Origin of the sequence: Roseomonas gilardii (genome assembly GCF_001941945.1) — a bacterium.
Lineage (GTDB): Bacteria > Pseudomonadota > Alphaproteobacteria > Acetobacterales > Acetobacteraceae > Roseomonas.
Genome location: NZ_CP015583.1, coordinates 2,964,948 through 2,991,099 on the forward strand (window position 1 = coordinate 2,964,948; position 26,152 = coordinate 2,991,099).

Genomic DNA, 26,152 nt, shown 5'->3' on the forward strand with positions numbered 1-26,152 from the left:
CCCTGCCCGTTGCGGCACAGGACGGGCCGCCCTCAGCGCTTCCGCAGAACCAGGGTGGACCACGCCCCGAGGTCGATCCGCCGCTCCAGCACCAGCCCGCAGCGGCGATGCGCCGCCAGCACCATCCGCACCTGGGTGCCGAGCAGCCCGGCCAGGATCGCCGTGCCCCCCGGCGCCAGATGCGTGGCGAGGTCGCGCGCCATGGCGCAGAGCGGCCGCGCCAGGATATTGGCGAAGACGAGGTCGTAGCGGCCGTTCCGCACCACCGGATCGCGCCAGCCATCCGCCAGCTCCGCCCGGAACAGCCCGCGCAGCCCGTTCATCACCCCGTTCTCGGCGGCGACGCGGACCGACCAGGGCTCGATATCCGTGGCCAGCACCTTCCGGTGCAGCAGCTTCGCCGCCGCCATGCCAAGAATGCCCGAGCCCGTGCCCAGGTCCAGGATGCGACGCGGCTTCCGGTGGGCGACGGCCTCGAAGGCCAGCAGGCAGCCGCGGGTGGATTCGTGCTCGCCCGAGCCGAAGGCCAGCCCCGCATCGAGCCGCAGCACCAGCCGGTCCCACTCCCGCGGATTCGGCAGGTGCGTGGGGCGGATCGTGAATCGCCGGCCGAGATCCTGTTCCGGAAAGGCCTCCACGGTGCGGGCCAGCCAGCCCTCCGCCTCGGTCGGGTGGCGCTCCGGCACGCCGGCGTCGAAGCCCGAGACCGCCGCCGCCAGGGCCAGCGCCGCGCTCAGCGCCGCCTCGTCGCCGTTCTGCTCCCAGACGCCTTCCAACCGCCAGGTCTCCTCCAGCGGCGGCTCGCGGAAATAGCCGACGGTGCGGCAGAGGCTTTCCAGCGCCGCCTCGTAATAGGGCACCGCCTCGTCCGGGATGCCGGTCAGCACCAGCGTTTCCAGCGGAATGGCCCAGCGCGTGTTGCCCTGGGTCGGCCAATGGCCGGGCTTCTGCTGGATGGCGGTCTCGCTGCTCATCAGGCGCGCTCCACGAAACGGTCCAGCACGCGCTTGCTGCCGGTCTTCTCGAAATCCACGTCCAGGCGGTCATCCTCCACCCGGGTCACGCGTCCGTAGCCGAATTTCTGGTGGAAGACGCGGGTGCCGACGGTCATGGCATCCTTGCGCGCCGGTCGCGCCTGCACCTCCCAGGCCCCCTTCTCGGAGAGCTTGGCCTCCATGATCCGTGGCCGTCCGGCGCTGATGGGACCATGCGCGAAGACGCTGGGCGCCGTCGCCATGCGCTGCCGCTGCATCGCCGAGGAACCCTCGACCTCCACCGCCTCGCGCGGCAACTCGTCCAGGAAGCGCGACGGGATGGCGGCCGACCAGTTGGCATAGATCCGGCGGTTCGCGGCATGGCTGATCACCGCGAGCTTCCGCGCCCGGGTAATGCCGACATAGGCGAGGCGCCGCTCCTCCTCCAGACCCTTGGTGCCGCCCTCGTCCAGCGCGCGCTGGTGCGGGAAGAGCCCCTCCTCCCAGCCCGGCAGGAAGACGAGGTCGAATTCCAGCCCCTTCGCCGCGTGCAGCGTCATCAGGGAGACCTTGGCCTCCGAGGCGTTCTCGTCGTTCTCGGTCACCAGCGCGACATGGTCCAGGAAACCCGCGAGGCTCTCGAACTCCCCGATCGCGCGCAGCAGCTCCTTCAGGTTCTCCAGCCGGCCCGGCGCCTCGGCCGACTTGTCCTGCTTCCACATCTCCGTGTAGCCGCTCTCGTCGAGCATGGTGGCCACCGTCACCACATGCCCCTCGCGCGCCAGCATCTCCCGCCAGCGGCTGAAGCCGTCGAACAGCTCGCGCAGCGCCGCGCGCGGCTTGGGGCGGAAGGCATCGGTGCGCGCGAGCTGCTCCGCTGCCACGGCGAGCGGGATGCCCTGCTCGCGCGCCGCCACATGCATGTGCTGCAGCCCGCTGTCGCCCACGCCCCGGCGCGGCGTGTTGACGATGCGCTCGAAGGCCAGGTCGTCGCTCGGCTGGTGCAGGATGCGCATATAGGCCATGGCGTCGCGCACCTCGGCCCGTTCGTAGAACTTCAGCCCGCCCACGACGCGGTAGGGCACGCCGAGCACGATCAGACGCTCCTCGAAAGCCCGCGTCTGGAAGCCGGCGCGCACAAGGATCGCCATCTCGCCCGCGCTGATCCCGTCGCGCTGCGCCTGCTCGATGCGCTCGCCGACCATGCGGGCCTCTTCCTCGGAGTCCCAGAGCGAGACGACACGGACCTTCTCGCCCTCCGCGTCGTTGCGGCCGGGGCGGAGCGTCTTGCCGAGCCGGCCCTCGTTCTTCGCGATCAGCCCGGCGGCGGCGGCCAGGATCGGCTTCGTGGAGCGGTAGTTGCTCTCCAGCCGCACGATCTTCGCACCGGGGAAGTCCTTCTCGAAGCGCAGGATGTTCTCCACCTCCGCGCCTCTCCACGAGTAGATCGACTGGTCGTCGTCGCCCACGCAGCAGATGTTCCGGTGCCCCTGCGCCAGCAGCCGCAGCCAGAGATACTGCACCGTGTTGGTGTCCTGGTACTCGTCCACCAGGATGTAGCGGAAGCTGCGGTGGTACTGCGCCAGCACGTCGGGCTGGGTGCGCAGGATCTCCGTCATGTGCAGCAGCAGGTCGCCGAAATCGACCGTGTTCAGGTCCCGCAGCCGGGACTGGTAGGCCTCGTAGAGCTGCCGCGCGCGGCCATTGGCGAAGTCGCTGTCCTCCGCCGGCGTCACTCGCTCCGGCGTCAGGCCGCGGTCCTTCCAGCGCTGGATCACCGCCATCAGCCCCTGGGCCGGCCAGCGCTTCTGGTCGATGCCGCCCGCCGCCTCCATCACCTGTTTCAGCAGGCGGAGCTGGTCGTCCGTGTCCAGGATGGTGAAGGAGGAGGTCAGGCGGACATATTCCGCGTGCCGCCGCAGCATCCGGGCGCAGAGCGCATGGAAGGTGCCGAGCCAGAGCCCCTCGGCCGGGCGGCCCAGGATATGGGAGACACGCTCCCGCATCTCCTTGGCCGCCTTGTTGGTGAAGGTCACCGCCAGGACCTGGTTGGGGAAGGCCTTCCGCGTCATCAGGATATGGGCGAAACGCGTGGTCAGCACGCGCGTCTTGCCCGTCCCCGCCCCGGCCAGCACCAGCAGCGGCCCGTCCACCGTCTCCACCGCCGCCCGCTGCTCCGGGTTCAGCTTGCCGAGATAGTCGGGCTCCGGCAGGTCCCGCAGCCCGCCACCCGCCATGGGCATCACGTCGCGGCTGTCGCTCATTGGCAGCGTCCCATCGATCCGGCCCCACAGATTCGCGTGCCATCGGTCCAGCGCGCCCCGTCCAGGATGGCGGAGGACAAGTCCGCCCCGTCCAGCACCGCGCCCGTCAGGTCCGCGCCGCTCAGATCGGCCCGGAAGAGCCGGGCGCCCCGCAGGTCTGCCCCGTTCAGCTTCGCGCCGTCCAGCATCGCCCGCGTGAAGTCGGCACGGCGCAGGTTGGCTCCGCCCAGATCCGCCTGGCTCAGCAGGGCCGAGCCGAAGCGGGCCTGCTGGCCGTCGATCCCCCGCAGCACCGCCCCCACCATGTTGGCGCGGGAAAAGCTGGCATCGCGCAGCACCGCCCCCGTCAGGTCGGCCTCCGGCAGGTCCCGGCCGTCCAGCAGGCAGCGCCGCCAGTCCACCCCGGGGGCGGGCAGATCATTGCAGGCGGCGCGGGCGGGTGCCGCGACGGCCAGGAGGAACAGGGCGAGGAGGAGCGGAAGGGCGGGGCGCACGCCACAGGATATAGAACGCCAGGGGAACGCGGTCGAGGAAGCCCCGCCCCCCTCGCCGCCCGCCCGGCCTATTTCGGGAAATACCCCGCGAGGTTCCGCCGCACCCGCGCCAGCACGTCCTCGCCCTGGGGCGGGAGCTGGAAGCGTTGTCCGGTGATCATCTCGAAGGCCCGGACATAGACGGCGGCGGTCTCCAGGATCACCTCCTGCGGGATCTCCGGGATCTCGTCCTTGTAGGGGTCGCAGCGCGCCACCACCCAGTTGCGCACGAAATCCTTGTCGAAGCTCTCCGGCTTCTCCCCCTTGCCGAACAGCGTCCGGTAGGAGCCGAGCAGCCAGTAGCGGCTGCTGTCCGGCGTGTGGATCTCGTCGGCCAGCACGATGTTGCCATCCGTGTCCGTGCCGAACTCGTATTTCGTGTCCGCCAGGATCAGCCCGCGCTCCCGCGCCAGCTCCTGCCCGCGGGCGAAGAGCTTCAGCGCATACTCGGTCAGCGTCTCCCACTGGCTCTTCGACAGCAGTCCGCGACCGACGATGTCCTCCGCCGTCAGCGGCTCGTCATGCCCGCCGTCGAAGGCCTTGCTGGTGGGCGTGATGATTGGCTCGGACAGCTTCTGGTTGTCGCGCATCCCGTCGGGCAGGACATGCCCGTACATGCGCCGCTGGCCCTTCTTGTAGAGCGTCAGGATCGAGGTCCCGGTCGTGCCGGCGAGATAGCCGCGCACCACCACCTCCACCGGCAGGATGGACAGCTTCCGCCCCACCACCACGTTCGGGTCCGGGTACTCGACGACATGGTTCGGGCAGATGTCGCGCGTCGCCTCGAACCAGTAGCGCGCCGTCTGCGTCAGCACCTGCCCCTTGAGGGGGATGGCGGCCAGGATGCGGTCGAAGGCGCTGATCCGGTCGGTCGCGATGATGATGCGCTTGCCGTCCGGCAGGTCGTAATTGTCCCGCACCTTGCCGCGATAGTGGTTCGGCAGTTCCGGAATGGTCGCATCGCGAAGGGTCTGCTGCGCGTGCGCGGCGAGTTCTGAGAGATCCATGCCTGGTCTCGTCCCCGGAGAGAGGGCCCCCCGCCGGCGGCAGGGGAAGTGATGTGCGGCTATGCCCCGGCGCCGGGCAGGAGGGCAATGCCCGTCATGACGGGTGCCACCCGCCCCGCCCGGCCCATGAGAGGGACCAGGGGAAGACCGACCTGACGATCCCGGCAGGATCTTCTCCATCCGGCCCGCCGGGCAGGATGGTTTTCACCGCATACGGTACTGGCGGGGATGCTTCGCCCTGCCGGTGACGTGGCCACCCCCCGGGGGGGGAGCCTGCCACGCGCGTCCCGTTCAGGCGCCCGCCTAGCCCACCTGTCGGCTGGCCGCTTCGGCCTTGCCTTCCTCTGCCACACCGGATTCGCTTGCCGGCTCGGCCGGCCGGGTTGGCCGCACGCCCAGGATATGGGCGATGGCATAGGTCAGGTCAGGCCGGTTCAGCGTGTAGAAGTGGAACTCGTCCACGCCATTGGCCTGCAGCAGCCGGACCTGCTCCGCCGCCACCACGGCCGCCACCATGCGGCGGGTCTCGATGTCGTCGTCCAGCCCCTCGAACAGCGCCGCCATCCAGTCCGGCACCGAGGCACCGATCCGGGCGGAGAAGTTGCGCATCTGGTTGAAGTTCGAGACCGGCATGATGCCCGGCACGATCGGCACGGAGATGCCCGCCGCCAGCGCCCGGTCGATGAAGCGCAGGAAGGTCTCGGTATCGAAGAAGTACTGGGTGATCGCCCGGGTCGCGCCCGCGTCGATCTTGCGCTTCAGGTTGTCCAGGTCCGCCTCGGCGGAGGATGCCGAAGGATGCGTCTCCGGATAGGCCGCCACCGAGATCTCGAAGGGCGCGATCCGGCGCAGCCCCTCCACCAGATCCGCCGCATAGGCATAGCCCTGCGGATGCGGCGCATAGTCGGAGGCCCCGGCCGGCGGGTCGCCGCGCAGCGCCACGATGTGCCGCACCCCGGCATCCCAGTACTGCCGCGCCACCTCGTCCACCTCGCCGCACGAGGCGCCGACGCAGGTCAGGTGCGCCGCCGGGGTCAGCGCGGTCTCCCGCACGATCCGCGACACGGTGGCATGGGTCCGCGCCTGGGTGGTGCCGCCCGCGCCATAGGTCACGGAGACGAATCGGGGCGCCAGGGGCTCCAGCCGGCGGATGCAGGCCCAGAGCTGGTTCTCCAGCGCCTCGGTCCGCGGCGGGAAGAACTCGAAGGACAGGGCCGGGGCGGGCAGCGCCGCCGGGGCCGGCAGCGCGCCGAAACGCGGCCCGGTCAGCCAGCGGCCCAGCGGATTGGCGCCTGGTTCAAGGCCTGGGCCGGCACCGGAGGCGCCGGCACCGGGGGTCGCGACATGGTTCATGCGCCCCTCATAGCCTGTCCGTTCCCGGGTGGCACCGTCTCCTTTTTGGTTCCGGCGGTTTTTCGGCGGGACAATCCTGGCCGGAACCACCAACCGGAACCACCACGCTGTCGCGATATCTTGTCCGGGATGCGCTTCGTCCTTTCGCCGCCCCGGTGATATGGCGGATGATCCATGATGCCCTATCGGAGTCTGTCCGCGACAATGCGTTCCTTCCGCCTTCTGGCTATCACGCTGGTTCTGGGCATGAGCGCCTGCGCCACGCGCCCCGATCCGTCCGACCCGGAGGCGGTCGCGGAGTTCCGGCAGACCAACGATCCGATCGAGCCCTTCAACCGCACCATGTTCGACGTCCACCAGGGCATCGACAAGTATGCTCTGCGCCCCGCCGCCCTGGGCTACCGCGCCGTGCTGCCGCAACCGGTGCGCAACGGGCTGCACAACGCCTTCGGCAACCTGAAATCGCCCGTCATCTTCATCAACGACGTGATCCAGGGTGAGGTCGGCCGCGCCCGCGACACGCTGACCCGCTTCATGCTGAACAGCACGGTCGGCATCGGCGGCATCTTCGACGTCGCCGCCAGCATGGGGCTTCCCGCGCACGAGGCCGATTTCGGCCTCACCGCCGGCAAGGCCGGGGTCGGCGAGGGGCCCTATCTCTTCATCCCGCTGCTCGGCCCCACCAATCCGCGCGACCTGACAGGCTTTGGCGCGGGCATCGCCGCCAATCCCTTCACCTACCTGACCTTCGGCTCGGACGGGCTGAACTATGCCTATGACTATGGCATCCCGGTTCTGTCCGGCCTCGATACGCGCGAGCGGCTGATGGACACGATCGATTCCGTCAACCGCACCAGCCTCGACCCCTATGCGACCTACCGCTCCGGCTATCGCCAGCAGCGCAACGCGGCGATTGCGTCCACCGGCGCCGCCCCGGCGCCGGGCCCGGCCAATCCGGGCGCGGCGAGCACCGGCTTCGGCGTGGGAACCCGCATCCCCGGCGCCGCGCCCAGCCTGGACAAGAGCGAGCCGGCCCCGCCCTCCCGCCTGCCCGCGAACTGAGGAAGGCTGAGGCCCGGACGCCATCCCTGGCTATCCCCCCGCGGCCATCCCTTGGGTCATGTCCGCCAGGGGGCTCCGGTGGGGCCTCTGGAAGAACATGCCAAGGGATGGCAAACCCTCGGTCCGATCACCGCTTTACCCACAGATCCGGGCAGGCGGCCCGGACCGCGTGGCCCCGTCGGGCCACAGGTCCGGCCCGCGAGGCCGTCCGGGACACCGGCGCCGGAACCCCGGGAACCAGCCCCTGGCCTGGAACCCCTCACCGGCCGACATAGAACCGCGGAAGACGATATGACGAGCCCCATGACCCGACGCCCGCTCCTCCTGGCCGCTCTGGCCCTGCCCGCGGCACTGGCGCTCCGCCACCCGGCGCTGGCCCAGTCCGTGGACCCGGGCCGCGCCACCGCCTTCATCCAGAGCACCGGTCAGGAGTTGGTGGCGGCGATCAACGCCAATGCCGCGGTGGCCCAGCGCCGCCAGCAGGTGGCCGCCATCCTGCGCCGCTCTGTGGACATCCAGGGCGTCGGCCGCTTCATCCTGGGCCGCTGGTGGCGCCAGGCCAGCCCGGCGGAGCAGCAGGAATACATGCGCCTCTTCGAGGAGACGCTGATCCGCAACCTGTCCGCCCGCTTCGGCGAGTACCAGGGCGTCCGCTTCTCGCTGGGCCGCGCGCAGCAGCGCACCGAGGACGACGTGCTGGTGAACACCATCATCGAGCGTCCCAACACCGCACCCTTCACCCTCGACTGGCGGGTGAGCGAGGTCGGCGGCCAGCCGAAGATCGTGGACGTGATCGCGGAGGGCGCCTCCCTGCGCCTGACGCAGCGTTCCGAGTATTCCTCGGTGATCAGCCGCAACGGTGGCCGCGTCGCCGCCCTGCTGGACGCCATGAAGCAGCAGATCGCCCAGCTCCAGGCCCAGGAAGGACGCTGAGGCAGGCCGTTTTCCGGTCGGGGAAGGCCATGGCCCTTCCCGACCGGGTCGGATCTTGCCGGAAAGGCTCGGTCTTCCGGGTGGAAGCCCGGTTCAGCGGATCGCGCCTGTCCCCGGCCCGCCGCGCGCCTGGGAGCCGCTGCTGCTGTCGTCACGCGGCGTGGCACCCGGCATGGCTTGCGTGGTCGGGTTGAAGTTGTTGTTCAGGCTGTCCCGCGGGGAGCGGTCGGCCTGCGGCATCGGGCGGTCGGGGCCGCTACAGGCAGCGAGCGAAATCAGGCAACCCGCGATCACCAAGGGCTTGTACATCCTCGTCTCCTAGGGGAGCAGGGGAATGCCGACCCCTGGGGCCGGCGCGTCGCTCCGTTCGCTAAGCGATCCGAACGGCATCTTCGCCATGTCACAAGCGCGTGTTCACGCGGCGCTGGGTGCTGCCGTCGCAGGTTTAGCCGGGCTTCTGCTCGTCCCCCCGGCGGCTCTCATAGACCATCATCCGGTGGCCCTTGTTCATGAAGCTGTCCACCGGGACCATGCCGATATCCGTCAGCACGGCGCGCGAGCCCTGGTTGGTTTCCCGCGCCACGGCGATGATCCGCTCCAGCCCCGCCCGGTGCCCGAAGGCCAGGGCAGCGGCACCGGCCTCCCGCGCATAGCCATGGCCGCGGCATTCCGGCCAGAGCGCGAAGCGCAGCGCCACGCCGCGTCCGTCCGGCCGCTCCATCAGCCCGGCGATGCCCAGGAAGGCCTCGTCCTCCTGCCGGTGGACGCACCAGGTGCCGTAGCCGCGCACGGTCCAGAAGTCGATGTCGTCCTCCATCTCCTCCCGCGTGCGCTCCGGGCTTCGCACCCCGTGCAGCATGATGGCGAAGACCCGCTCATCCGCCTTCAGGGCGGTCAGCTCGGGCAGGTTCTCCCAGCCCACGGGCAGCAGCAGGAGGCGCGGGGTCCGGACCAGCCGGGACAGCCGCAGGGAATCGGAGGAATGGAACATCGTCGTCGTGACACCATGGGGCCGGCCCCACCGCCCCGGCCCGGATGGGCGACGGGGCGGGGGGCTCGCCGGAAGGGGGACGGGAACCCGCCCCCACGCGCTCAGCGCGTGAGGGGCCGGTACTTGATCCGGTGCGGCTCGTCGGCCGCGGCGCCCATACGTCGCTTCTTGTCGGCCTCGTAGGCCTGGTAGTTGCCTTCGAACCACTCGACGTGGCTGTCGCCCTCGAAGGCCAGGATGTGGGTGGCCAGCCGGTCCAGGAACCAGCGGTCGTGCGAGATGATGACCGCGCAGCCCGCGAAGTCCTGCAGCGCCTCCTCCAGCGCGCGGAGCGTGTCCACGTCCAGGTCGTTGGTCGGCTCATCCAGCAGCAGCACGTTGTGCGGGTTCTTCAGCATCTTCGCCAGATGCACCCGGTTCCGCTCACCACCCGACAGCACGCCCACCGGCTTCTGCTGGTCGCCGCCCTTGAAGTTGAAGGCGGCGCAATAGGCGCGCGAAGGCACGGACCGCTTGCCCATGGTGATCATGTCCTGGCCTTCGGAGATCTCCTGCCAGACGGTCTTCTTGTCATCCAGGCTGTCGCGGCTCTGGTCCACGTAGCCGAGCTGCACGGACTCGCCGACGATCATCTTGCCAGAATCCGGCTGGTCCACGCCGGTGATCATCTTGAACAGCGTGGTCTTGCCAGCGCCGTTCGGGCCGATCACGCCGACGATGCCGCCGGGCGGCAGCTTGAAGCTCAGGTCGTCGATCAGCAGCCGGTTGCCGAAGCCCTTGCGGATCTCCTCGGCCACGATGACCGTGTTGCCCAGGCGCGGCGCGGGCGGGATCTGGATCTCGGTCGGGTCGGGCGCCTTGTCCTGGCTCCTGAGCAGCAGCTCCTCATAGGCCTGGATGCGCGCCTTGCTCTTGGCCTGGCGGGCGGAGGGGCTGCGCCCGATCCACTCCTGCTCCTCGGCGAGCTGCCGCTGGCGGGAGCTCTCCTCCTTCTCCTCCTGCTTCAGCCGCTTGCGCTTTGCTTCCAGATAGGAGGAGTAGTTGCCCTGGTACGGGATGCCGCGGCCGCGATCGACCTCCAGGATCCAGTTGGTCACGTTGTCGAGGAAGTAGCGGTCGTGGGTCACCACCAGCACCGCGCCCGGATATTCCCGCAGCGTCTTCTCCAGCCAGCTCACGCTCTCGGCGTCGAGGTGGTTGGTCGGCTCGTCGAGCAGCAGCAGCTCCGGCTTCTCCAGCAGCAGCTTGCACAGCGCCACGCGCCGCCGCTCGCCGCCCGAGAGGTTGGTCACGGGGCTGTCGAAGGGCGGGCAGCGCAGCGCGTCGAGCGCGATCTCGACGGTGCGGTCGATCTCCCAGCCATTGGCGGCGTCGATGCGCTCCTGCAGCTCGGCCTGCTCGGCCAGCAGGGTGTTCATCTCGTCGTCCGTCATCTCCTCGGCGAACTTCATCGAGATCTCGTTGAAGCGCGCGAGGTCGGCCTGCACCGCGGCGAAGGCGCCCATGACGTTCTCGCCCACGGTCTTGTCCGGATCGAGATGCGGCTCCTGGCTCAGATAGCCGACGCGGACGCCTTCGGCCGCCCAGGCCTCGCCGCCATATTCCTTGTCCTGCCCCGACATGATGCGCATCAGCGTGGACTTGCCGGCGCCGTTCGGGCCCAGCACGCCGATCTTGGCATCGGGCAGGAAGCTCAGCGTGATGCCCTTGAAGACCTCGCGCCCGCCCGGATAGGACTTGGTGAGATCCTTCATCACATAGACATACTGGTAGGCGGCCATGGCGCGGTCTTTCAGGCAGAACGTGGAAGGATTTGCGGCCGGTTCTACCGGCTCGGCCCCGCATCGTCGAGCATCGGCATCATCGGCGGGGATCGCGGATCGTCAGGCTTCAGCGCCGCCGCCCGCTGCGGCAGGGATCGCCCCTCCGGCCGGCACCCCGCGGGATGCGGGTGGGCGCGTGGAAATCCGGCGGCCGCCCCGCGATCCAGCGCAGGAAATCCGCCAGCCGCGCCTCGCCCCGCAGTGCTTCCGGATCGGAGAAGTGCCGCGCCAGCTCCGCCTCGCTGAAGCGGGCATGGATGGCGCTGTGACAGATCTGGTGCAGCCGCACCGTCCCCTTGTGCGTCCCGCCCTTGAGGCGCGGGATCAGGTGATGGCGGCTGGACCGCGCCTGGGCGGGGATCGGCCGCAGGCACAGGGCGCAGACGGGCTCCTCTCCCAGCGCTGGGCCGGGTGGCGGGTGCTGTCGCTCCGAGGGGTTGGCGCGTCGCGAACGGCGTGGCACCGGCGTCATATGGGGCGCCTGCCGCGCGCTGGAAGACGGCGCGTCATGTCCGGTCCGCGTGGCACGGTCCCGGCGTGGAGACCGGCTGCCCCGGAGAGGAGGCCTGTGCGCGCCGGCCTCATCGGCAGCCGCCGGGTAGTCATGCTTCCCGACCCGATCAGGCGGCAACGGACGCTGACGATAGGGAGTCCAGGGCGCGCAGCGTCCTGGCGAAGCGGAAGTTTAGGGGCGCGGCGGAGCGGGACCACGAGGCCCCGGGGATCGGCCGGAAGTCCCGGGGAGCACGCCTCCATGCCGCGCACCCGTGAGAAGGGGGAAGAGGATCGATATCCCCTCCCCCTAACCGGTCTGGGCCGGGAGGGCGCCTCAGCGGCTGTTGGTGGTGCCCAGCGCGCGGCTCGCCGCCGTGCCTGGCGGGTTACCCGGCGTGCCGTCCGACTGGGAGGGATAGGCACCCGAGGTGTTGGTCCCGGCGGCCCGGTCCACTGCCCTGCTGGCGGCAGTGCCCGGCGGGTTGCTGGAATGCCGCTTGGTGCTGGTGCCGGTGGTGTGGTGGCTGCCCCGCCGCGTCGTCGTGCCATCCGTGGCGCGCTTGGTGGCCCGGCTGGCCGCCGTGCCCGGGGGATTGCCCGGCGTGCCGTCGGACTGGGACGGATAGGCGCCCGAGGTGTTGGTCCCGGCGGCACGGTCCACCGCCCGGCTGGCGGCGGTGCCCGGCGGGTTGCCGGGGGTGCCATCCGCCGTCTGCGCGAAGGCCGGCACGGCCGCCGAGACCAGCCCGGCCGCGGCCAGACCCAGGATTGCGTTGCGCATGAACATGGCTGAACTCCCTCATCTCGCCGGCTTGTCGGGGCCGGTATCGCGACAGGAAGCTCTCACGCGGTGAGACAGTTTCGTGACGTCTCGGAAAGGTCGCGGAAAGATTGCCGCCACCCCGCGCCACCACCGTTCCCCGCCCGCGTAGGACACCGGGCGGGGCCGGCGGGGGTTCAGCCCAGCCCGGCGAGCACCTTCGCCGTGGCGCCGCTGATCTCGCCGAGCTTCTCGCCCGCCGCGACCCGCGCCTGGGTCTTCATCCCGCGCTCCTGCCGGGTGATCGCCTCGCGCGCCTCGGCCTCGGCCTCGGCGGGCGGCAGCACCAGCACGCCGGATTCGTCGCAGAGCACCGCATCGCCCGGCATCACCACCACGCCGCCGATGGCGACCGGCACGTTCAGCCGCCCGCCCAGGTCGTAGATCCGTGTGGTGATCGGCGCCTGTCCCCGGCACCACAGGGGAAAGTCGCTGGCCTCCACCTCCTCCAGGTCGGTGCAGGGCCCGTCCACCACGCCGGCCTTGGCGCCTGCGGCCTTGGCCGCCACGGTCACGCCGCCGCCCCAGCAGGCGTGGCGCACATCGCCCAGCCGGTCCACCACCAGGATGTCGCCGGGGCGCAGCAGGCCCAGCGCATGGTGCAGCAGGGTGGAATCCGGCCCCGGGATCTGCACCGTCACCGCCGTGCCGGCCACGCGCTTGTGGCGCAGCAGCGGCTGCACACCCCGGTCCACGAAGCCCCAGTGGCGCCAGTGGCCCACGGTCGCGGTCTCCGTCTGCTCCAGCAGCGCGATGACTTCGGCGCTGATCTGGGGCGCGCTCTTCTCCACGACGTATTTCGGCATTCTCATCTCACTCCTTCGCAAGCGCGCGCTGGAAACCCACCAGCCGCTCCACCAACAGGACCACCACGAGGGCCACGGCGATCAGCGCCATGGCCAGGGCCGCGACCAGCGGATCGGACCGCGTCTCGGCATACTGGAACATCACCACCGGCAGGGTCGTCAGGCGCGGCCCCACCAGGAACAGGCTGATCACCGTCTCGTCGAAGGAGACCAGGAAGGCCAGCGCTCCCGCCGCCACGGCCCCGGGCGCGGCGATCGGCAGCGTGACCCGGAGCGCCGCGCGCAGCGGCGTGGCGCCCAGAGTCCAGGCGGCCTCCTCCACCTCGCGCGGGACGGCGGCGAAGGCCTGCACCATGATCCGCACCGCGAAGGGGATGGCGACGAGGCTGTGGCCGAGCATCAGCCCCGGCCAGGTCGCCACCAGCCGCAGCGGCTGGAAGGCCAGCAGCAGGCCCAGCCCCAGCACCAGTGTCGGCAGCAGCAGCGGCGCCGCCAGCAGCCCGGCGACCACGCCCTTGCCCGGGAAATCCAGCCGCGCGATCGCATAGGCCGCCGGCCCGCCCAGAAGCAGCGCCAGCGCCGAGACGGCCAGGCCGAGCACGAGGCTGGTGCCGAGCGCCTGCATCAGCGGCCCGTTGGCGAACAGCGTGGCATACCAGCGCAGCGAGAGGCCGGGTGGCGGGAAGGTCAGGTATTCCCCGGCGCTGAAGGATACCACCAGCACCACCACCGCCGGGGCGAGCAGCACGGCATAGCCGCAGAACGCGAAGAGCCGCAGCAGCGGCCCGGGTTCCGTGACGCCCCTCATGCCCCGAGCTCTCACGCCCTGTCCTCCTGCCGCCGCGCCACGCCGGTCAGCACGCCGCGCAGCAGCATCACCACCAGCAGGGCCAGCAGCAGCAGCATCGCCAGCACCGAGGCCACCGGCCAGTCCACGGTCTTGAGCGCCTGATCGAAGATCTCGGTCGCCACGGTGAAGACGCGCCCGCCGCCCATCAGGTGCGGCGTGATGAAGGCGGAGATGCCCAGCACCAGCGCCAGCAGGAAGGCCCCGCCCAGCGCCGGCGCCGCGAGCGGCAGCGTCACCCGCAGGAAGGTGCGGATGCGCCCCGCCCCGAGCGTCGCCGCCGCTTCCTCCAGCCGTGGGTCGAGCCGCCCCAGGCCGGCGATCAGCACCAGCACGGCATAGGGCATCAGGCTCTCCACCAGCCCGATCCAGACCCCGGTCCAGTTGTTGATCAGCGGCACCGGGCCGCCGGTCAGGCCCAGCGCCCGCAGCGCCGTGTTGATCAGGCCGAGATCGCCCAGGATCGCCTGCCAGCCCACCACCCGCGCCGTGCCGGAAACCAGCAGCGGCGAGATCGCCATCAGCGCCAGCGGCGCCTGCCAGCGCGGCGTGGCGCGGCGGATCAGCAGCACCACCGGCAGGGCGAGCGCGGCGGCGATGGCGGCGGCGCCGGCCGAGAGCACCAGCGTGTCCCAGGCAAGGCCCCAGTAGTAGGGGTCCCCGGTCACCTTGGCATAGGTCTCGGTGGTGACGACCGCCTCCATCGCCCCGGTCTCGGCGGTACGGTTCAGACTGATGCGGAACAGGCCCAGCATCGGCCAGAGGAAGGCCAGCGCCAGCACCAGCAGGGCCGGCGCGCTCAGCAGCCAGCCGATCACGCCGGGAACACCCGCAGATCCTCCGGCCGCAGCGCGAGGCGCACCGCGTCGCCCACCCGCAATGCGGCCCCCGGATCATAGGCCGGCAGTTCCGCCTGCACCGGCCCGGCGGAGGTCTCGGCCTCCAGCCAGACGATCTCGCCGCTATAGGTCCGCCGCAGCACCTGCCCGTCCAGCAGCACCGTGCCCGCCGGCGCCGGGCCGTCCGGCACCACCCGCACCCGGTGCGGCCGCAGAAAGGCCTCCGCCGCCCCGGTGGCATGCATCCCCGCCACCGGCAGGGCAGTACCCCCGGTGCGGAACACCCCGCCCGGCTCCACCGTGCCGGAAAGGCGCGAGGCCCGCCCGACGAAGCCCGCCACGAAGCGCGTCGCCGGGTTCTCGAAGATCTCCTCGGGGCTGGCCATCTGCTCGATCCGCCCGTTGTTCATGACCGCCACGAGGTCGGCCATGGCCAGCGCCTCCCCCTGGTCGTGGGTGACGAAGACCGCGGTGGTGCCGAGCCGCTGCTGCAGGGCGCGGATCTCGTCGCGCACCTCCTCCCGCCGCTTGGCGTCCAGCGCCGAGAGCGGCTCGTCCAGCAGCAGCAGGTCGGGGCGGATCGCCAGCGCCCGGGCCAGGGCCACGCGCTGCTGCTGCCCGCCGGACATGGCGCGCGGCTTGCGGCCGGCCAGCGCCTCCAGCCCCACCATCTCCAGCGCCTCGCGCGCCCGCGCCAGCCGCTCCGCACGCCCGGTGCCCCGCATCTCCAGCCCGAAAGCGGCATTGGCCAGTGCGCTCATATGCGGGAAGAGCGCATAGGACTGGAACACCACCCCCATGTTCCGCTTGTGCGGCGGCAGCGCGGTAACGTCGCGCCCCGCCACCACGACGCGGCCGGAATCCGGCTGCTCCAACCCCGCGATCATGCGCAGCGTCGTGGTCTTGCCGCAGCCGGAGGGGCCGAGCAGCGCCAGCAGCGCCCCCTTGGGCAGCTCCAGCGACACCTCATCCACCGCCAGCGGGCCGCCCGCGCCGAAGCGGCGGGTCAGCCGCTCCAAGACCAAATGAGCGGGCACCAGATGGGCTGCCATCAGCGCGTGGCCGCCGTCATCACCTCGCGCCGCCAGCGCTGGTTCCAGTTGTCGCGCAGCTTCACCGCCTCCAGCCAGTCCACCGGCACGATGCGGCTGCGGTATTCCGGCGCCAGGGCGGTGCGGCCGATCGCCTTGGCGTCCTTCTGCGCCTGCGCGTTGGTCGGGCCATAGAACATGCGGTCGGTGAAGGCCGCCTGCGGCGCGGCGGAGAGAGCGTGGCTGACGAAGGCCATGGCCTGCTCCCGGTGCTTCGCCCCCTTCACGATGTTGATCGTGTTGATCTGGAAGGCCGTGCCCTCCTCGGGGATCACCGCGCCCAGCCTGCCGTTGCTCTGGTCGTGATAGAGCTGCGAGCGCGCGTTCCAGCCGGTGCCGTATTCGATCTGTCCGCTCAGCACCATGGAATAGGCATCCGGGCTCGGCTGGAAGGTCTGCACGTTCGGCACGATCTGCTTCAGCAGCGGGATGGCGGCGCCGATGTTCTTCCAGTCGCCCGAGGCGCTCTGCGCGAGGATGGCGGTCAGCGCCATGCCCTGGATGTCCGGCGGCGCGCTGAGCGAGGACTTGCCCTTCGCCTCCGGCCGGGCGAGGTCCATCCATCGCGTCGGGGCGGGCTTCACCTTGCCGGCATCGTAGATCAGCGTGAGATGGTCGTAGGTCACCGCCGGGCCGCAGCCATTGCCCGCCTTGCGGGCCTGCTCGTCCAGCTCGTTCAGCACCGGCAAGGCCTCCGGCGTCAGCGGCTCCACCAGACCCTCGGCGCAGGCCGCGGCGGCGGTGCTCGCATCCATGATCACCACATCCACCTGCGGGTCTGCTTTCTGCGCCCGCAAAGTGCCCAGCATCTGGGCGGAACCGCCCAGGCCGGGATCGGTATACTGAACCGCCACCCCGCTCGCCTGGGAGAAGGGCTGGATCACCACCTGGGAATAATTGTCCTTGAAGACTCCGGAATAGGCGAGGAGCACCATCTCGCCACCCGGCTTCGCGGTGCCCTGCGCCCGGGCCGCGGGGGAGACCGCCAGAGCCGACAGGCAGAGCGCGAGGGTCAGTCTGGAACTCGAACCGGGCAGGCGCATGGGCTTCTCCAGGGAATCCGCGTCGTGGTCTGCGGGGGACGCCTGCAAGCATCGGACCACGGGCGGGATGCGCAACCCCATCGTCTCGCAACTGCGTCGGTGCCGGTATACAGGGCGGCTATATAGGGCGACCGTTCCGGAGCGGCGCCCGCTATCCCCAGAGCGGCAGGCCGATCGCCGCCGCCAGGGCGATCAGCGCGAAGCAGATCCGCCGGAACAGGGTCTCGCTCGCCCGGCCGAACAGGCGGCTGCCGCACCACAAGCCCAGCGCGTAGCCCGGCGCCATCAGCGCCGCCAGCACCAGCACCTGCCCCGTCAGCAGCCCGGCGAACAGATAGACCATCATGCTGATCACCCCACTGGTGGCGAAGAAAAGCACGATGTTCGCCCGCACCTTCGCGGCGGGGATCGCACCGCCGAGCCAGTAGGCCACCACCGGCGGCCCGCCCATCTGCGCCAGGCCGGAGAAGAGCCCCGAGCCGGCACCGACCGCGAGCGAGAGCGGCAGGGCCGGGCGCCCGTGATAGCGCCAGCCGGAGGCCAGCAGCCCCAGCATCGCCACCGCCAAGGCGCACATGCCCCAGCGCATCGCCACCGGGTCCATCCGCAGCAGCAGCCAGGCCCCCACGGGAGTCCCGAGCAGCGCCCCGGCGGTCAGGCAGGCGACCTCCCGCCGCGCCGCCGCGCGCCAGGCGGCGGGGACCAGGGGGAAGGCCGTGGCATTGTCCACCAGCACCAGCAGCGGCGCGGCCAGCCTCGGCTCCAGCACCGCACTGGCCAGCGGGACGAAGATCAGCGCCGAGCCGAAGCCGGAGAAGCCGCGCGCCAGCCCGGCCAGCGCGGCGGCGAGGAGCGTGGCCACCAGGGGCAGGGCGGCAGGCAGGTCAGGCGTGATCAAAGGGCCATTCCAGTCCGGCCGGCGGTGTGGACACGGCGCGTTGGCGGAGAGCGGATGGGCCGGGCAGGAATCGAACCCGCAACCAAGCCGTTATGAGCGGCCAGCTCTAACCGTTGAGCTACCGGCCCTCCGCGGGGCCGGTTTAAGGGCCCCGCGGCGGCTCGGCAAGGAAGGCCCGGATCGCATCCGCTGCCTCGGGGATGCCCGCCAGCCACTCGCCATGCCCCTGTGGGCCACCGAGCGCCACCAGCCGCACCGGCCGGCCCAGCCCTTTCAGCACGCCCTCCAGCTCCCGCGCATACTCGATCGGGAAGAGCCGGTCCCGTTCCGCCGGCACCAGCAGCCAGGACGCCTTGCCCTGCGACAGCGCCGCCCGCGTGTCGGGGTATTCGTTCAGGAAGAGCTGCATCGCCCGGGTCAGGTAGAGAAAGGAGTTGGCGTCCGCGAGCTTCGCCCGCCCCGCGGCGATCTCGGTCAGGTAGGGATCGACCGCCACCGTGTCGGTCATCCTGCGCGCCGGGTCCTGCCCCTCCGCCGCCCGCCCGTCGAAGCGCGACAGCGCCGCCCGGTCCTGGGTCTGCAGCGTGATGATCCGCAGCGCGTCGGTCAGCCCGCGCATCGGCGGCTCCCGCCCCTGGGCGTAGTAGTCGCCGTTGCGCCAGTTGGGGTCGGCCCGGATCGGCGCCTCCCAGACCTCCATCCAGGCCTGCAGCCAGGCATCCATCCGGCCGACCGGCATCACGGGCATCACGCGGTCCACCAGGGCAGGATAGGCCGCCGCCCATTCGATAGCCTGCATCGCTCCCATCGAGGGCCCGGCCACCAGCGCCAGCCGCTTCACCCCCAGGCTGTCCAGAAGCCCCTTCTGCACCTCCACGAAGTCGCGGATCGACAGCACCGGGAAGCTCATCCCATAGGGCCGGCCGGTGGAGGGATCGACGCTGGCGGGCCCGGTGCTGGTGGTGCGGCTTTCCCGCACATAGAGATTGGCCGGCGTGTCGCTCGCCACCACGAAGAAGCGGTTGGTGTCGATCGGCTTTCCCGGCCCGATGATCGCGTCCCACCAGCCCAGCGGGCCGTTCGCGTCGTTGCGGCCAAAGGCCTGGCCATTGGCGACGAAGGGATGGGTGATCAGCACGGCATTGCCGCCCGCCGCATTCAGCGTGCCCGCGGTCTGGTAGCCGATGCGCATCCGCCCGACCGTGGCGCCGCCGCGCGTGGAAAAGCCTGAGATCTCGAAGGTCTTCTTCTCCACCAGCGCGAGCTCGCCCGCCGGGTCGGAGGGATTCTGGCCCGAACTCTGGCCCGAACTCTGGCCCGGATTCTGGCCCGAATTCTGGGCAGGCCCCTGAGCCTGGGCGGGCAGGATGCCGCGGAGCGAGGCGGCGAGACCGAGGAGAAGAGGGGGCAACATGCGGCGCGGCGTCATGACGATTCCTGGATCGCGCGTTCTGGGCGGCGATGCTGCCGCCGCCCCCTTCCCCGCGCAAGCCGCCCGCCGCCGCAATGCGGGTGGCTCGCCAGCCTGTGCGGTGGCGAAACCGGCCCATTGCTGCTAGGGGGGCGGAGACGGCGGGCCGGGATCATCCCAGGCCGCCTCTTGGCTCCATTCCTCGGCAGGACCCGCATGAACGCCAGCAAGATCCCGACCGGCAAGGCACCGCCGCACGACATCAACGTGGTGGTGGAGATCCCGCCGGGCTCGCAGGTGAAGTACGAGCTGGACAAGGACAGCGGCGCCATCGTGGTGGACCGCTTCCTGTTCACGCCCATGGCCTATCCGGCTGCCTATGGCTTCATCCCCGGCACCGTCGCCGATGACGGCGACCCGACCGACGTGCTGGTGCTGACCCCCGCCCCGGTGGTGCCCGGCGCCACCATCCGCGTGCGCCCGATCGGCGTGCTGCTGATGGAGGACGAGGCAGGCCAGGACGAGAAGCTGGTCGCCGTGCCGCACGACAAGATCACCACGCTCTTCACCGAAGTCCAGACGGTGGACGACCTGCCCGCCCTGCTGCGCCAGCAGATCGAGCACTTCTTCACCCGCTACAAGGACCTGGAGCCCGGCAAGTGGGTGAAGGTCACCGGCTGGGGCACCAAGGAGCAGGCCCTGGCGCTGGTCGAGCGCGGCATCGCCGCCGCCGGCGAGGGCAAGTAGCCCAGGCCTTCCGGCCCAAAATGGGGGAGAGGTTCGCTTCTCCCCCACAGGGACCGTCCGCTGGGCGCGGCGGCGACCCTCAGACCTCGCCGCGCGACATCCGGTTCGCCAGATGCTCCGCTTGGCGTATCGCCAGCGCCACGATGGTCAGCGACGGGTTGCAGGCCGCACCGCTGGCGAACTGGCTGCCATCCGAGACATACAGGTTCGGCAGGTCGTGCGCCTTGCCGTTCCGGTCCACCACGCCGTCGCGCGGCTTCTCGCTCATCCGGTTGGTGCCCATGTTGTGGGTGGAGGGATAGGCGGTGGTGTGGAACACCCGCGTCGCCCCCACCGCGTCATAGATCGCGCTGCCCTGGCGGTAGCCATGCTCGCGCATCGCGATGTCGTTGGCATGGTCGTCGAAGTTCACCCGCGCCACCGGCAGCCCGTGCCTGTCCTTTGCCTTGGGGTCCAGCGTGATGCGGTTGGTCTCCTGCGGCATGTCCTCCCCCACGATCCACATTCCCGCCATCCGGTCATAGCCGTCCAGCGCCGAGGTGAAGCCACGCCCCCAGCCGCCGGGGTCGAGGAAGGCCGCCATGAAGGGCACGCCGAGGGAGAGCGTCTCCATCTCGTAGCCGCCGACGAAGCCGCGCTCCGGCTTGTGGTGCGCCTCGTCGCGCACGATGCCGGCCATGGTGGTGCCGCGGTACATGTGCACCGGTTTCTCGAACATGCCGTAGACGCTGGCGGTCAGGTGCCGCATGTAGTTGCGCCCGACCTGGCCGGAGGAGGAATTGGCCATCCCGTCCGGGAACAGCGCGGACGCGCTGTTGAGCAGCAGGCGCGGGCTTTCGATCGAATTCCCCGCGACGCAGACCACGCGCGCCTTCTGGCGGTGGTGGTTGCCTTGGGCATCGGCATAGATCACGCCGGTCGCCCTGCCCTTCGCATCGTGCTCGATCTTCAGCACCATGCAGTCCGGCCGCACCTCCAGATTGCCCGTCGCCTCGCCCGCCGGGATCTCGGTGTAGAGGGTGGACCACTTGGCGCCCGACTTGCACCCCTGGAAGCAGAAGCCGATCTGCTGGCAGCTTCCCCGCCCAGCGCGCGGCTGGCTGTTGATCGCCATGTTGCCGGTATGCACTTCCTGGTAGCCGAGCTTCTTCGCCCCGGCCGCCAGCACCTTGAAGTTGTTGTTGCCGGGCAGGCGCGGGATGCCGTTGGTGCCGGTCACGCCCATCTTGTCCTCGGCCCGGGCGTAGTAGGGCTCCATCTCCGCCAGCGTGATCGGCCAGTCGATCAGGTTGGCGCCGTCCACCTTGCCGTAGGTCGTGCGAGCCTTGAACTCGTAGTCCTGGAAGCGCAGCGAGGCGCCCGCCCAATGCGTGGTGGTGCCGCCCACCGCCTTCACGATCCAGGCCGGCAGGTTCGGGAAGTCCCGCGCCACGCGCCAGGAGCCGGTGGTGGTGCGCATGTCCGTCCAGGCGAGCTGGGCGAAGCTCTCCCATTCGTCGTTGACGAAGTCCTGGATTTCGTAGCGGCTGCCTGCCTCCAGGATCACCACCTTCACGCCCTTCTGCGCCAGCTCGTTGCCGAGCGTGCCGCCGCCGGCGCCGGAGCCCACGATCACGACGAGGCTGTCGTCGTTCAGGTCGAAATTCGCCATCTCGAATCCTCCCCGCCGCTCAGGCCGACGGCAGCCAGTCGATGTCGTTGAAGCCCCGGTTGATGTAGCCGCCGTGTTCCGCGCTGGACCCCTCGTAGCCAAGCTTGGTCCAGACATCCTGCTGGTTGTAGAAGGCGACCACGAGATCGGCGCGCACCTTCTGGAAGAAGGGCGTCCGCTCGATCCCGTAGAGCAGAGGCAGGCGGTCGCGCTCCCAGTTCAGGCTGAGATAGTCGTTGCCCCCGTAGCGGATCCTGGAATCCGCATCGAGCCGGTCCACGCCCTCTTCCAGCAGCGTCCGCAGCGCCGCGTCCTTGCCCGCCTTGTCGTCATAGGGGAGCACGGCGCTGACATAGAGCCGGTCCGGGATGCGGTCGTGCGGGTAGATGTCGCGCGCCAGCTTCGCCAGCGCCACCAGCGTGCGCGGCCGGAGGTTCCGGGCCTCTGCCGCCCAGCTCGCCTCCGCCGTGAAGAGCGTGGCGGCCACGGCGGCCGCGGGAACCGCCGTGGCCGCGCCGCGCAGGAAAACCCGGCGCGTCGAACGCAGCCGCTTGTCCACTTCTCTCATTCTTGTTCTCCTCCCATCGTCGGGGGCTGTTGCCGCCCCTGCTCCTCGGACACTCACATCAGCGGAAGCGGCCTCCCCGCTGCAGCACCTCGATCCGGTAGCCGTCCGGGTCCTGGACGAAGAAGAACCGCGCCAGCGGCCTGCCCTCGTGCTTCAGCTCCTTCAGCGGCAGGGGCGACAGGTCCTCGCGCTCGAAGCGGGCGTGCTCCGCCTCCAGATCCTCCACCGAGACGGCGAGATGGCCGTAGCCGTCGCCGAGCTGGTAGGGCTCGGCGCGGCCGTCGTTGACCGTCAGCTCCAGCTCGAACTCGCTTTCCGGATTGCTCAGATAGATCAGCGTGAAGCCGTCGAAGGCCAGCCGCTCCGCCACCTCCAGCCCGAAGGCCCGGCGATAGAAGTCGAGCGAGCGCGCCTCGTCGCGCACCCGGATCATGCTGTGGATGGGCTTGGCCATCAGTTCCCCTCTTTCAGCCAGTCGATGATCGCCCCGCGGATGGCGGGGTTGGCCTGCCGGTACGGCATCACGGAGCCGGGGACGAGCTTCGCGCTGTCCGCCAGCCAGGCATCCAGCGTGGCGGCGTCCCATTGCAGGTCCGACGCCGCCAGGGCGGGGGAGTAGCGGAACCCCTCCAGCTTGCCGGCGGTGCGGCCGACCACGCCATGCAGGTTCGGCCCCTGCCGGTTCGGCTCGCCGGCCGCCGCCGTGTGGCAGACGCCGCACTGGCGCTTGAACAGCGTCGCCCCGTCCGGCGGTGTCTGGGCTTGGCCCGGCACGAGTCCGATAGCCATGGCGGCAGCGATCGAAAGGGCGCCCAGCGCCCGGAAAACCTTGAATCTCATCCCACCGGCGAGACTAGGCGCCGGCACCGGGGAACGGGTGGTATCAGGCTATAGCGTAGTCACGCCGGGGATTTTCCCGCGCTCCGTCCCGCTCCAGCCGCCGCTGGCGCAGCCAGAGGGTGCAGGTCACGCGCAGCAGCGAGGCGAAATTCCCGACCTCCCCGCGCCGCTCCATCACCTCGTCATGCAAGCTGGAAACAAAGCGGCCCACCGTGCTGCCCTCGGAAAGCGCGATCTCTTCCAGGATCTCCCAGAAGGCGGCCTCCAGACGGATGCTGGTGCAATGCCCGCTCAGCCGGACCGCCCGCGTTTCGCAGGCATAGGTTTCCGGCTCCTGGGATGCGTAGAGGTTGCACATGGACGCGGCTCTCCTGCTGGCCCGGGCCCGTTTCCGGCCCTTGGCCCTTCATCCTGCCGTGCCGCGTGGAGGATGCAACAAACGACATGGTGCAGCCGGGCGGGCGGGAGATGAGAAATTCGTCACCCCGCTCTCCGGACTGGTGCCGCCGGGGGGGGCGGTGGAGCCTTCAGCCCCGCCCGCGCAGCCAGGACGGCACGGAAAGCCCGGCGGAATCCGGCACGGGCCATTCCTCCCGCACCCGGCGCAGCGGCACGAAGCCCGCCGCGATGTAGTTCGGCAGGGCGCGCGGATGGTCGGCGGTGCAGGTGTTCACGGTCAGCAACTCGCAGCCCTCGCCCCAGGCCGTGTCCACCGCGTGGCGCAGGAAGGCCTTGCCCAGCCCCTGCCCAACCGCCTGCGGCATCAGCCCGAAATAGGCCAGGTTGATGCTGTGGTTCGCCCGCCGCTCCAGCTCGTAGAACCCGGCCGGCTCCCCATCCCGGTAGAGCACATGGATGGAGATGGCCGGGCTGGCCAGGATCTCCCGCAGGTGGCTGTCCGGCACGGTGCGCCGGAACCACCACAGGTATTCCCCGCCGACATTGTCGTAGAGGTAGCGGTAGAAGGGCACCGTGCAGCGCCCCGCCACCTCCACCCGCACATCCCCGGGCAGGGGACGCGCGGGAGTGGCGGGGGGCCGGTCCATGCGCAGGAAGGTGACCTCCACCGTCACCGGCGTGATACCGTGCGGCCCCAGCGCGCGGACCGACATGATCAGCTGTCCAGGAAGGAGCGCAGCTTCCGGCTCCGGCTCGGGTGCTTGAGCTTGCGCAGCGCCTTCGCCTCGATCTGCCGGATGCGCTCGCGCGTCACGTTGAACTGCTGCCCGACCTCCTCCAGCGTGTGGTCCGTGTTCATGCCGATGCCGAAGCGCATGCGCAACACGCGCTCCTCGCGCGGCGTCAGGCTGGACAGGACGCGGGTGGTGGCCTCGCGCAGGTTGGTCTGGATCGCGGCATCCAGCGGGATGATGGCCGCCTTGTCCTCGATGAAGTCGCCCAGGTGGCTGTCCTCCTCGTCGCCGATCGGCGTTTCGAGGGAGATCGGCTCCTTGGCGATCTTGAGGACCTTGCGGACCTTCTCCAGCGGCATGCCGAGCTTCTCGGCCAGCTCCTCCGGCTGCGGCTCCCGCCCGATCTCGTGCAGCATCTGGCGGCTGGTGCGGACCAGCTTGTTGATCGTCTCGATCATGTGCACGGGGATGCGGATGGTCCGCGCCTGGTCGGCGATGGAGCGGGTGATCGCCTGCCGGATCCACCAGGTGGCATAGGTGCTGAACTTGTAGCCGCGCCGGTACTCGAACTTGTCCACCGCCTTCATCAGGCCGATGTTGCCCTCCTGGATCAGGTCCAGGAACTGCAGGCCGCGGTTCGTGTACTTCTTGGCGATGGAGATCACGAGGCGCAGGTTGGCCTCGATCATCTCCTTCTTCGCCTGGGTCATGTCGCGCTCGCCACGGCTCACCGTGGAATAGACGCGCTTGAACTCGGCAACCGGCAGGCCGGTCTGATTGGCGGTCTTGCCGATCTCGGCGCGCACCGCCTCGACATCGTCGCGGCTCTTGGCGACGAAGGCCTTCCAGTACTTGCCCGGCAGGCTGTTCACCCGGTCCATCCAGCCCGGGTCCAGCTCGTTGCCGCTCCAGTGCTGCAGGAAGTCCTCGCGCTTGACCTTGGAGGCGAGCGCCATGCGCATCACCTGGCCCTCGAAGGTGGTCAGGCGCCGGTTCAGGCCCTTGAGCTGGTCCACCAGCTCCTCGATGCGGTTGTTGTGCAGCCGCACCTTCTCGATCAGCGCCACCAGCTCGACGCGCTGCTTCTCATAGGTCTTCTCGGAACGGCCGTTCAGGTCGTCGCCGGCGGTATAGGCCTCCATGCGCTTGCTCGACAGCTTGTCGAGCTTGCCCAGGGTTTCCTCGATGGCCTCGAAATTGGCCAGGACCTCGGGGCGCAGCTTCTCCTCCAGCGCGGAAAGCGACAGGCCGATGCCCTCGCCCTCCTCGCCTTCCTCGACCTCCTCGACCTCGGCCGGCGGCGGCGCGTCGCTGTCGCCGGCGGCGGTCGCCTCCAGGTCGATCACGTCGCGCAGCAGCATGCGCCCGGCCTTGATGTCCTCGTACCAGCCGAGGATGGCCTTGAAGGTGAGCGGGCTCTCGCAGAGCCCGCCGATCATCATGTCGCGCCCGGCCTCGATGCGCTTGGCGATGGCGATCTCGCCCTCGCGCGACAGCAGCTCGACGCTGCCCATCTCGCGCAGGTACATCCGCACCGGATCGTCGGTGCGGCCCATCGTCTCCTCGTTGACGTTGCCGCCGGCTTCCTCTTCCTCGGCCTCGGCACCCTCCTCGTCCTCGGAGGCGGCCTTCTTCTCGGCCACCTCCTCCTCGGCGCCGTCCTCGGCCTCGACAACGTTGATGCCTGCCTCGTTCAGCATGGCCATCGTGTCCTCGATCAGCTCGGAGGACACCTGGGTGGAGGGCAGCGCCTGGTTGAAGTCGTCGATGGTGATGTAGCCGCGCTCCTTGCCCCGGGCGATCAGCTTCTTCACCATCGAGGTCACGGCATCGAGGAGCACGCCCTCGACCTGCTCGTCGCGGTTCTCGGTCGTTTCCGTCCCGTTCGCGGTCTTCGTCGCCATTCCGAGCCTCCGAAAGGCGCGGGGCCCCGGCCCTGACCGCCGGGGACACCCACGCGAATTGCCTCTACCCTATAGGGCCCGCCCGCACCCCGGCCGCCGCGCGGCTCACGGGGGGATAG

Annotated in this window: 27 protein-coding genes and 1 tRNA gene; 3 read left to right on the plus strand and 25 right to left on the minus strand. The window is 70.2% G+C overall.

Features of this window, described 5'->3' with window-relative positions; translation table 11 throughout:
- Window positions 1-32 precede the first annotated feature (32 nt).
- The 5 genes from RGI145_RS13560 to metF all read right to left on the minus strand — a co-directional run bounded on the left by RGI145_RS13560 (window position 33) and on the right by metF (window position 6,131).
- Complete coding sequence (locus RGI145_RS13560) at window positions 33-974, minus strand: 50S ribosomal protein L11 methyltransferase (protein WP_075798776.1); 942 nt, start codon at window positions 972-974, stop codon at window positions 33-35.
- A complete protein-coding gene (locus RGI145_RS13565; protein ID WP_237183072.1) occupies window positions 974-3,238 on the minus strand; it encodes an ATP-dependent helicase in 2,265 nt (754 codons plus the stop codon). Before RGI145_RS13565 ends, RGI145_RS13560 begins: the two co-directional genes overlap by 1 nt.
- Window positions 3,235-3,732 carry a pentapeptide repeat-containing protein gene (locus RGI145_RS13570; protein ID WP_075798777.1) on the minus strand — a complete coding sequence of 166 codons (498 nt, stop codon included), beginning with the start codon at window positions 3,730-3,732 and terminating at the stop codon, window positions 3,235-3,237. The genes RGI145_RS13565 and RGI145_RS13570 overlap by 4 nt, the downstream gene beginning before the upstream one ends.
- 68 nt (window positions 3,733-3,800) lie before the next feature.
- On the minus strand, window positions 3,801-4,778 hold the full coding sequence (locus RGI145_RS13575) for a phosphoribosylaminoimidazolesuccinocarboxamide synthase (RefSeq protein WP_075798778.1): 978 nt from the start codon (window positions 4,776-4,778) through the stop codon (window positions 3,801-3,803).
- 303 nt (window positions 4,779-5,081) lie between these two features.
- Window positions 5,082-6,131, minus strand: a complete 1,050-nt coding sequence (gene metF / locus RGI145_RS13580; protein ID WP_075798779.1) for a methylenetetrahydrofolate reductase [NAD(P)H] — start codon at window positions 6,129-6,131, stop codon at window positions 5,082-5,084.
- Window positions 6,132-6,335: 204 nt separating this feature from the next.
- On the opposite strand from metF, the gene RGI145_RS13585 reads away from it, so the two are divergent.
- Window positions 6,336-7,193, plus strand: a complete 858-nt coding sequence (locus RGI145_RS13585; RefSeq protein WP_083670709.1) for an MlaA family lipoprotein — start codon at window positions 6,336-6,338, stop codon at window positions 7,191-7,193.
- A 303-nt stretch (window positions 7,194-7,496) separates the two neighbouring features.
- On the plus strand, window positions 7,497-8,126 hold the full coding sequence (locus RGI145_RS13590) for an MlaC/ttg2D family ABC transporter substrate-binding protein (RefSeq protein ID WP_083671123.1): 630 nt from the start codon (window positions 7,497-7,499) through the stop codon (window positions 8,124-8,126).
- A gap of 93 nt (window positions 8,127-8,219) precedes the next feature.
- Here the strand turns inward: RGI145_RS13590 and RGI145_RS13595 are convergent, their stop codons facing one another.
- The 13 genes from RGI145_RS13595 to RGI145_RS13655 all read right to left on the minus strand — a co-directional run bounded on the left by RGI145_RS13595 (window position 8,220) and on the right by RGI145_RS13655 (window position 19,208).
- Complete coding sequence (locus tag RGI145_RS13595; RefSeq protein ID WP_058389708.1) at window positions 8,220-8,435, minus strand: hypothetical protein; 216 nt, start codon at window positions 8,433-8,435, stop codon at window positions 8,220-8,222.
- A gap of 136 nt (window positions 8,436-8,571) precedes the next feature.
- On the minus strand, window positions 8,572-9,117 hold the full coding sequence (locus RGI145_RS13600) for a GNAT family N-acetyltransferase (protein ID WP_075798781.1): 546 nt from the start codon (window positions 9,115-9,117) through the stop codon (window positions 8,572-8,574).
- Window positions 9,118-9,218: 101 nt separating this feature from the next.
- On the minus strand, window positions 9,219-10,898 hold the full coding sequence (gene ettA, locus RGI145_RS13605; protein WP_075798782.1) for an energy-dependent translational throttle protein EttA: 1,680 nt from the start codon (window positions 10,896-10,898) through the stop codon (window positions 9,219-9,221).
- 109 nt (window positions 10,899-11,007) lie between these two features.
- A complete protein-coding gene (locus RGI145_RS13610; RefSeq protein ID WP_075798783.1) occupies window positions 11,008-11,412 on the minus strand; it encodes an HNH endonuclease family protein in 405 nt (134 codons plus the stop codon).
- 357 nt (window positions 11,413-11,769) lie between these two features.
- Window positions 11,770-12,222, minus strand: coding sequence for a hypothetical protein (locus RGI145_RS13615; protein ID WP_075798784.1), 453 nt, complete (start codon window positions 12,220-12,222; stop codon window positions 11,770-11,772).
- A gap of 170 nt (window positions 12,223-12,392) precedes the next feature.
- Window positions 12,393-13,061 (minus strand): RraA family protein, encoded by a 669-nt coding sequence (locus tag RGI145_RS13620; RefSeq protein WP_075798785.1) that lies wholly within the window; start codon window positions 13,059-13,061, stop codon window positions 12,393-12,395.
- Between the two features lie 7 nt (window positions 13,062-13,068).
- On the minus strand, window positions 13,069-13,869 hold the full coding sequence (locus tag RGI145_RS13625) for an ABC transporter permease (protein ID WP_075798786.1): 801 nt from the start codon (window positions 13,867-13,869) through the stop codon (window positions 13,069-13,071).
- Between the two features lie 11 nt (window positions 13,870-13,880).
- On the minus strand, window positions 13,881-14,726 hold the full coding sequence (locus tag RGI145_RS13630; protein ID WP_075798787.1) for an ABC transporter permease: 846 nt from the start codon (window positions 14,724-14,726) through the stop codon (window positions 13,881-13,883).
- Window positions 14,723-15,784: an ABC transporter ATP-binding protein gene (locus RGI145_RS13635; protein ID WP_156878538.1), complete on the minus strand. Its 1,062-nt coding sequence runs from the start codon at window positions 15,782-15,784 to the stop codon at window positions 14,723-14,725. Before RGI145_RS13635 ends, RGI145_RS13630 begins: the two co-directional genes overlap by 4 nt.
- A 14-nt stretch (window positions 15,785-15,798) precedes the next feature.
- On the minus strand, window positions 15,799-16,881 hold the full coding sequence (locus RGI145_RS13640) for an extracellular solute-binding protein (RefSeq protein WP_075798789.1): 1,083 nt from the start codon (window positions 16,879-16,881) through the stop codon (window positions 15,799-15,801).
- Between the two features lie 151 nt (window positions 16,882-17,032).
- The gene (locus RGI145_RS13645) at window positions 17,033-17,779 is read right to left on the minus strand and encodes a sulfite exporter TauE/SafE family protein (protein WP_075798790.1); all 747 of its coding nucleotides are present in this window, start codon (window positions 17,777-17,779) and stop codon (window positions 17,033-17,035) included.
- 55 nt (window positions 17,780-17,834) lie between these two features.
- A tRNA-Ile gene (locus RGI145_RS13650) sits at window positions 17,835-17,907 on the minus strand.
- 14 nt (window positions 17,908-17,921) lie between these two features.
- Window positions 17,922-19,208, minus strand: a complete 1,287-nt coding sequence (locus RGI145_RS13655; RefSeq protein ID WP_075798791.1) for an E22 family MetX-like putative esterase — start codon at window positions 19,206-19,208, stop codon at window positions 17,922-17,924.
- A 198-nt stretch (window positions 19,209-19,406) separates the two neighbouring features.
- Here RGI145_RS13655 and ppa point away from each other — a divergent pair, with 198 nt between their 5' ends.
- A complete protein-coding gene (gene ppa / locus RGI145_RS13660; RefSeq protein WP_075798792.1) occupies window positions 19,407-19,937 on the plus strand; it encodes an inorganic diphosphatase in 531 nt (176 codons plus the stop codon).
- Between the two features lie 79 nt (window positions 19,938-20,016).
- On the opposite strand, the gene RGI145_RS13665 is transcribed toward ppa, so the two are convergent.
- The 7 genes from RGI145_RS13665 to rpoD form a co-directional block, all read right to left on the minus strand.
- Entirely contained in the window at window positions 20,017-21,588 is a 1,572-nt protein-coding gene (locus tag RGI145_RS13665; RefSeq protein ID WP_075798793.1) for a GMC family oxidoreductase, read from the minus strand.
- A gap of 19 nt (window positions 21,589-21,607) precedes the next feature.
- Window positions 21,608-22,156, minus strand: coding sequence for a Twin-arginine translocation pathway signal (locus RGI145_RS13670; protein WP_075798794.1), 549 nt, complete (start codon window positions 22,154-22,156; stop codon window positions 21,608-21,610).
- Between the two features lie 58 nt (window positions 22,157-22,214).
- Entirely contained in the window at window positions 22,215-22,610 is a 396-nt protein-coding gene (locus tag RGI145_RS13675; RefSeq protein ID WP_075798795.1) for a VOC family protein, read from the minus strand.
- Window positions 22,610-22,945, minus strand: coding sequence for a c-type cytochrome (locus RGI145_RS13680; RefSeq protein WP_075800058.1), 336 nt, complete (start codon window positions 22,943-22,945; stop codon window positions 22,610-22,612). Before RGI145_RS13680 ends, RGI145_RS13675 begins: the two co-directional genes overlap by 1 nt.
- 94 nt (window positions 22,946-23,039) lie before the next feature.
- Window positions 23,040-23,354: a ribbon-helix-helix domain-containing protein gene (locus RGI145_RS13685; RefSeq protein ID WP_075798796.1), complete on the minus strand. Its 315-nt coding sequence runs from the start codon at window positions 23,352-23,354 to the stop codon at window positions 23,040-23,042.
- 169 nt (window positions 23,355-23,523) lie between these two features.
- Window positions 23,524-24,108, minus strand: coding sequence for a GNAT family N-acetyltransferase (locus RGI145_RS13690; protein WP_083670714.1), 585 nt, complete (start codon window positions 24,106-24,108; stop codon window positions 23,524-23,526).
- Window positions 24,109-24,110: 2 nt separating this feature from the next.
- A complete protein-coding gene (gene rpoD, locus RGI145_RS13695; protein ID WP_075798797.1) occupies window positions 24,111-26,033 on the minus strand; it encodes an RNA polymerase sigma factor RpoD in 1,923 nt (640 codons plus the stop codon).
- Window positions 26,034-26,152: the final 119 nt, after the last annotated feature.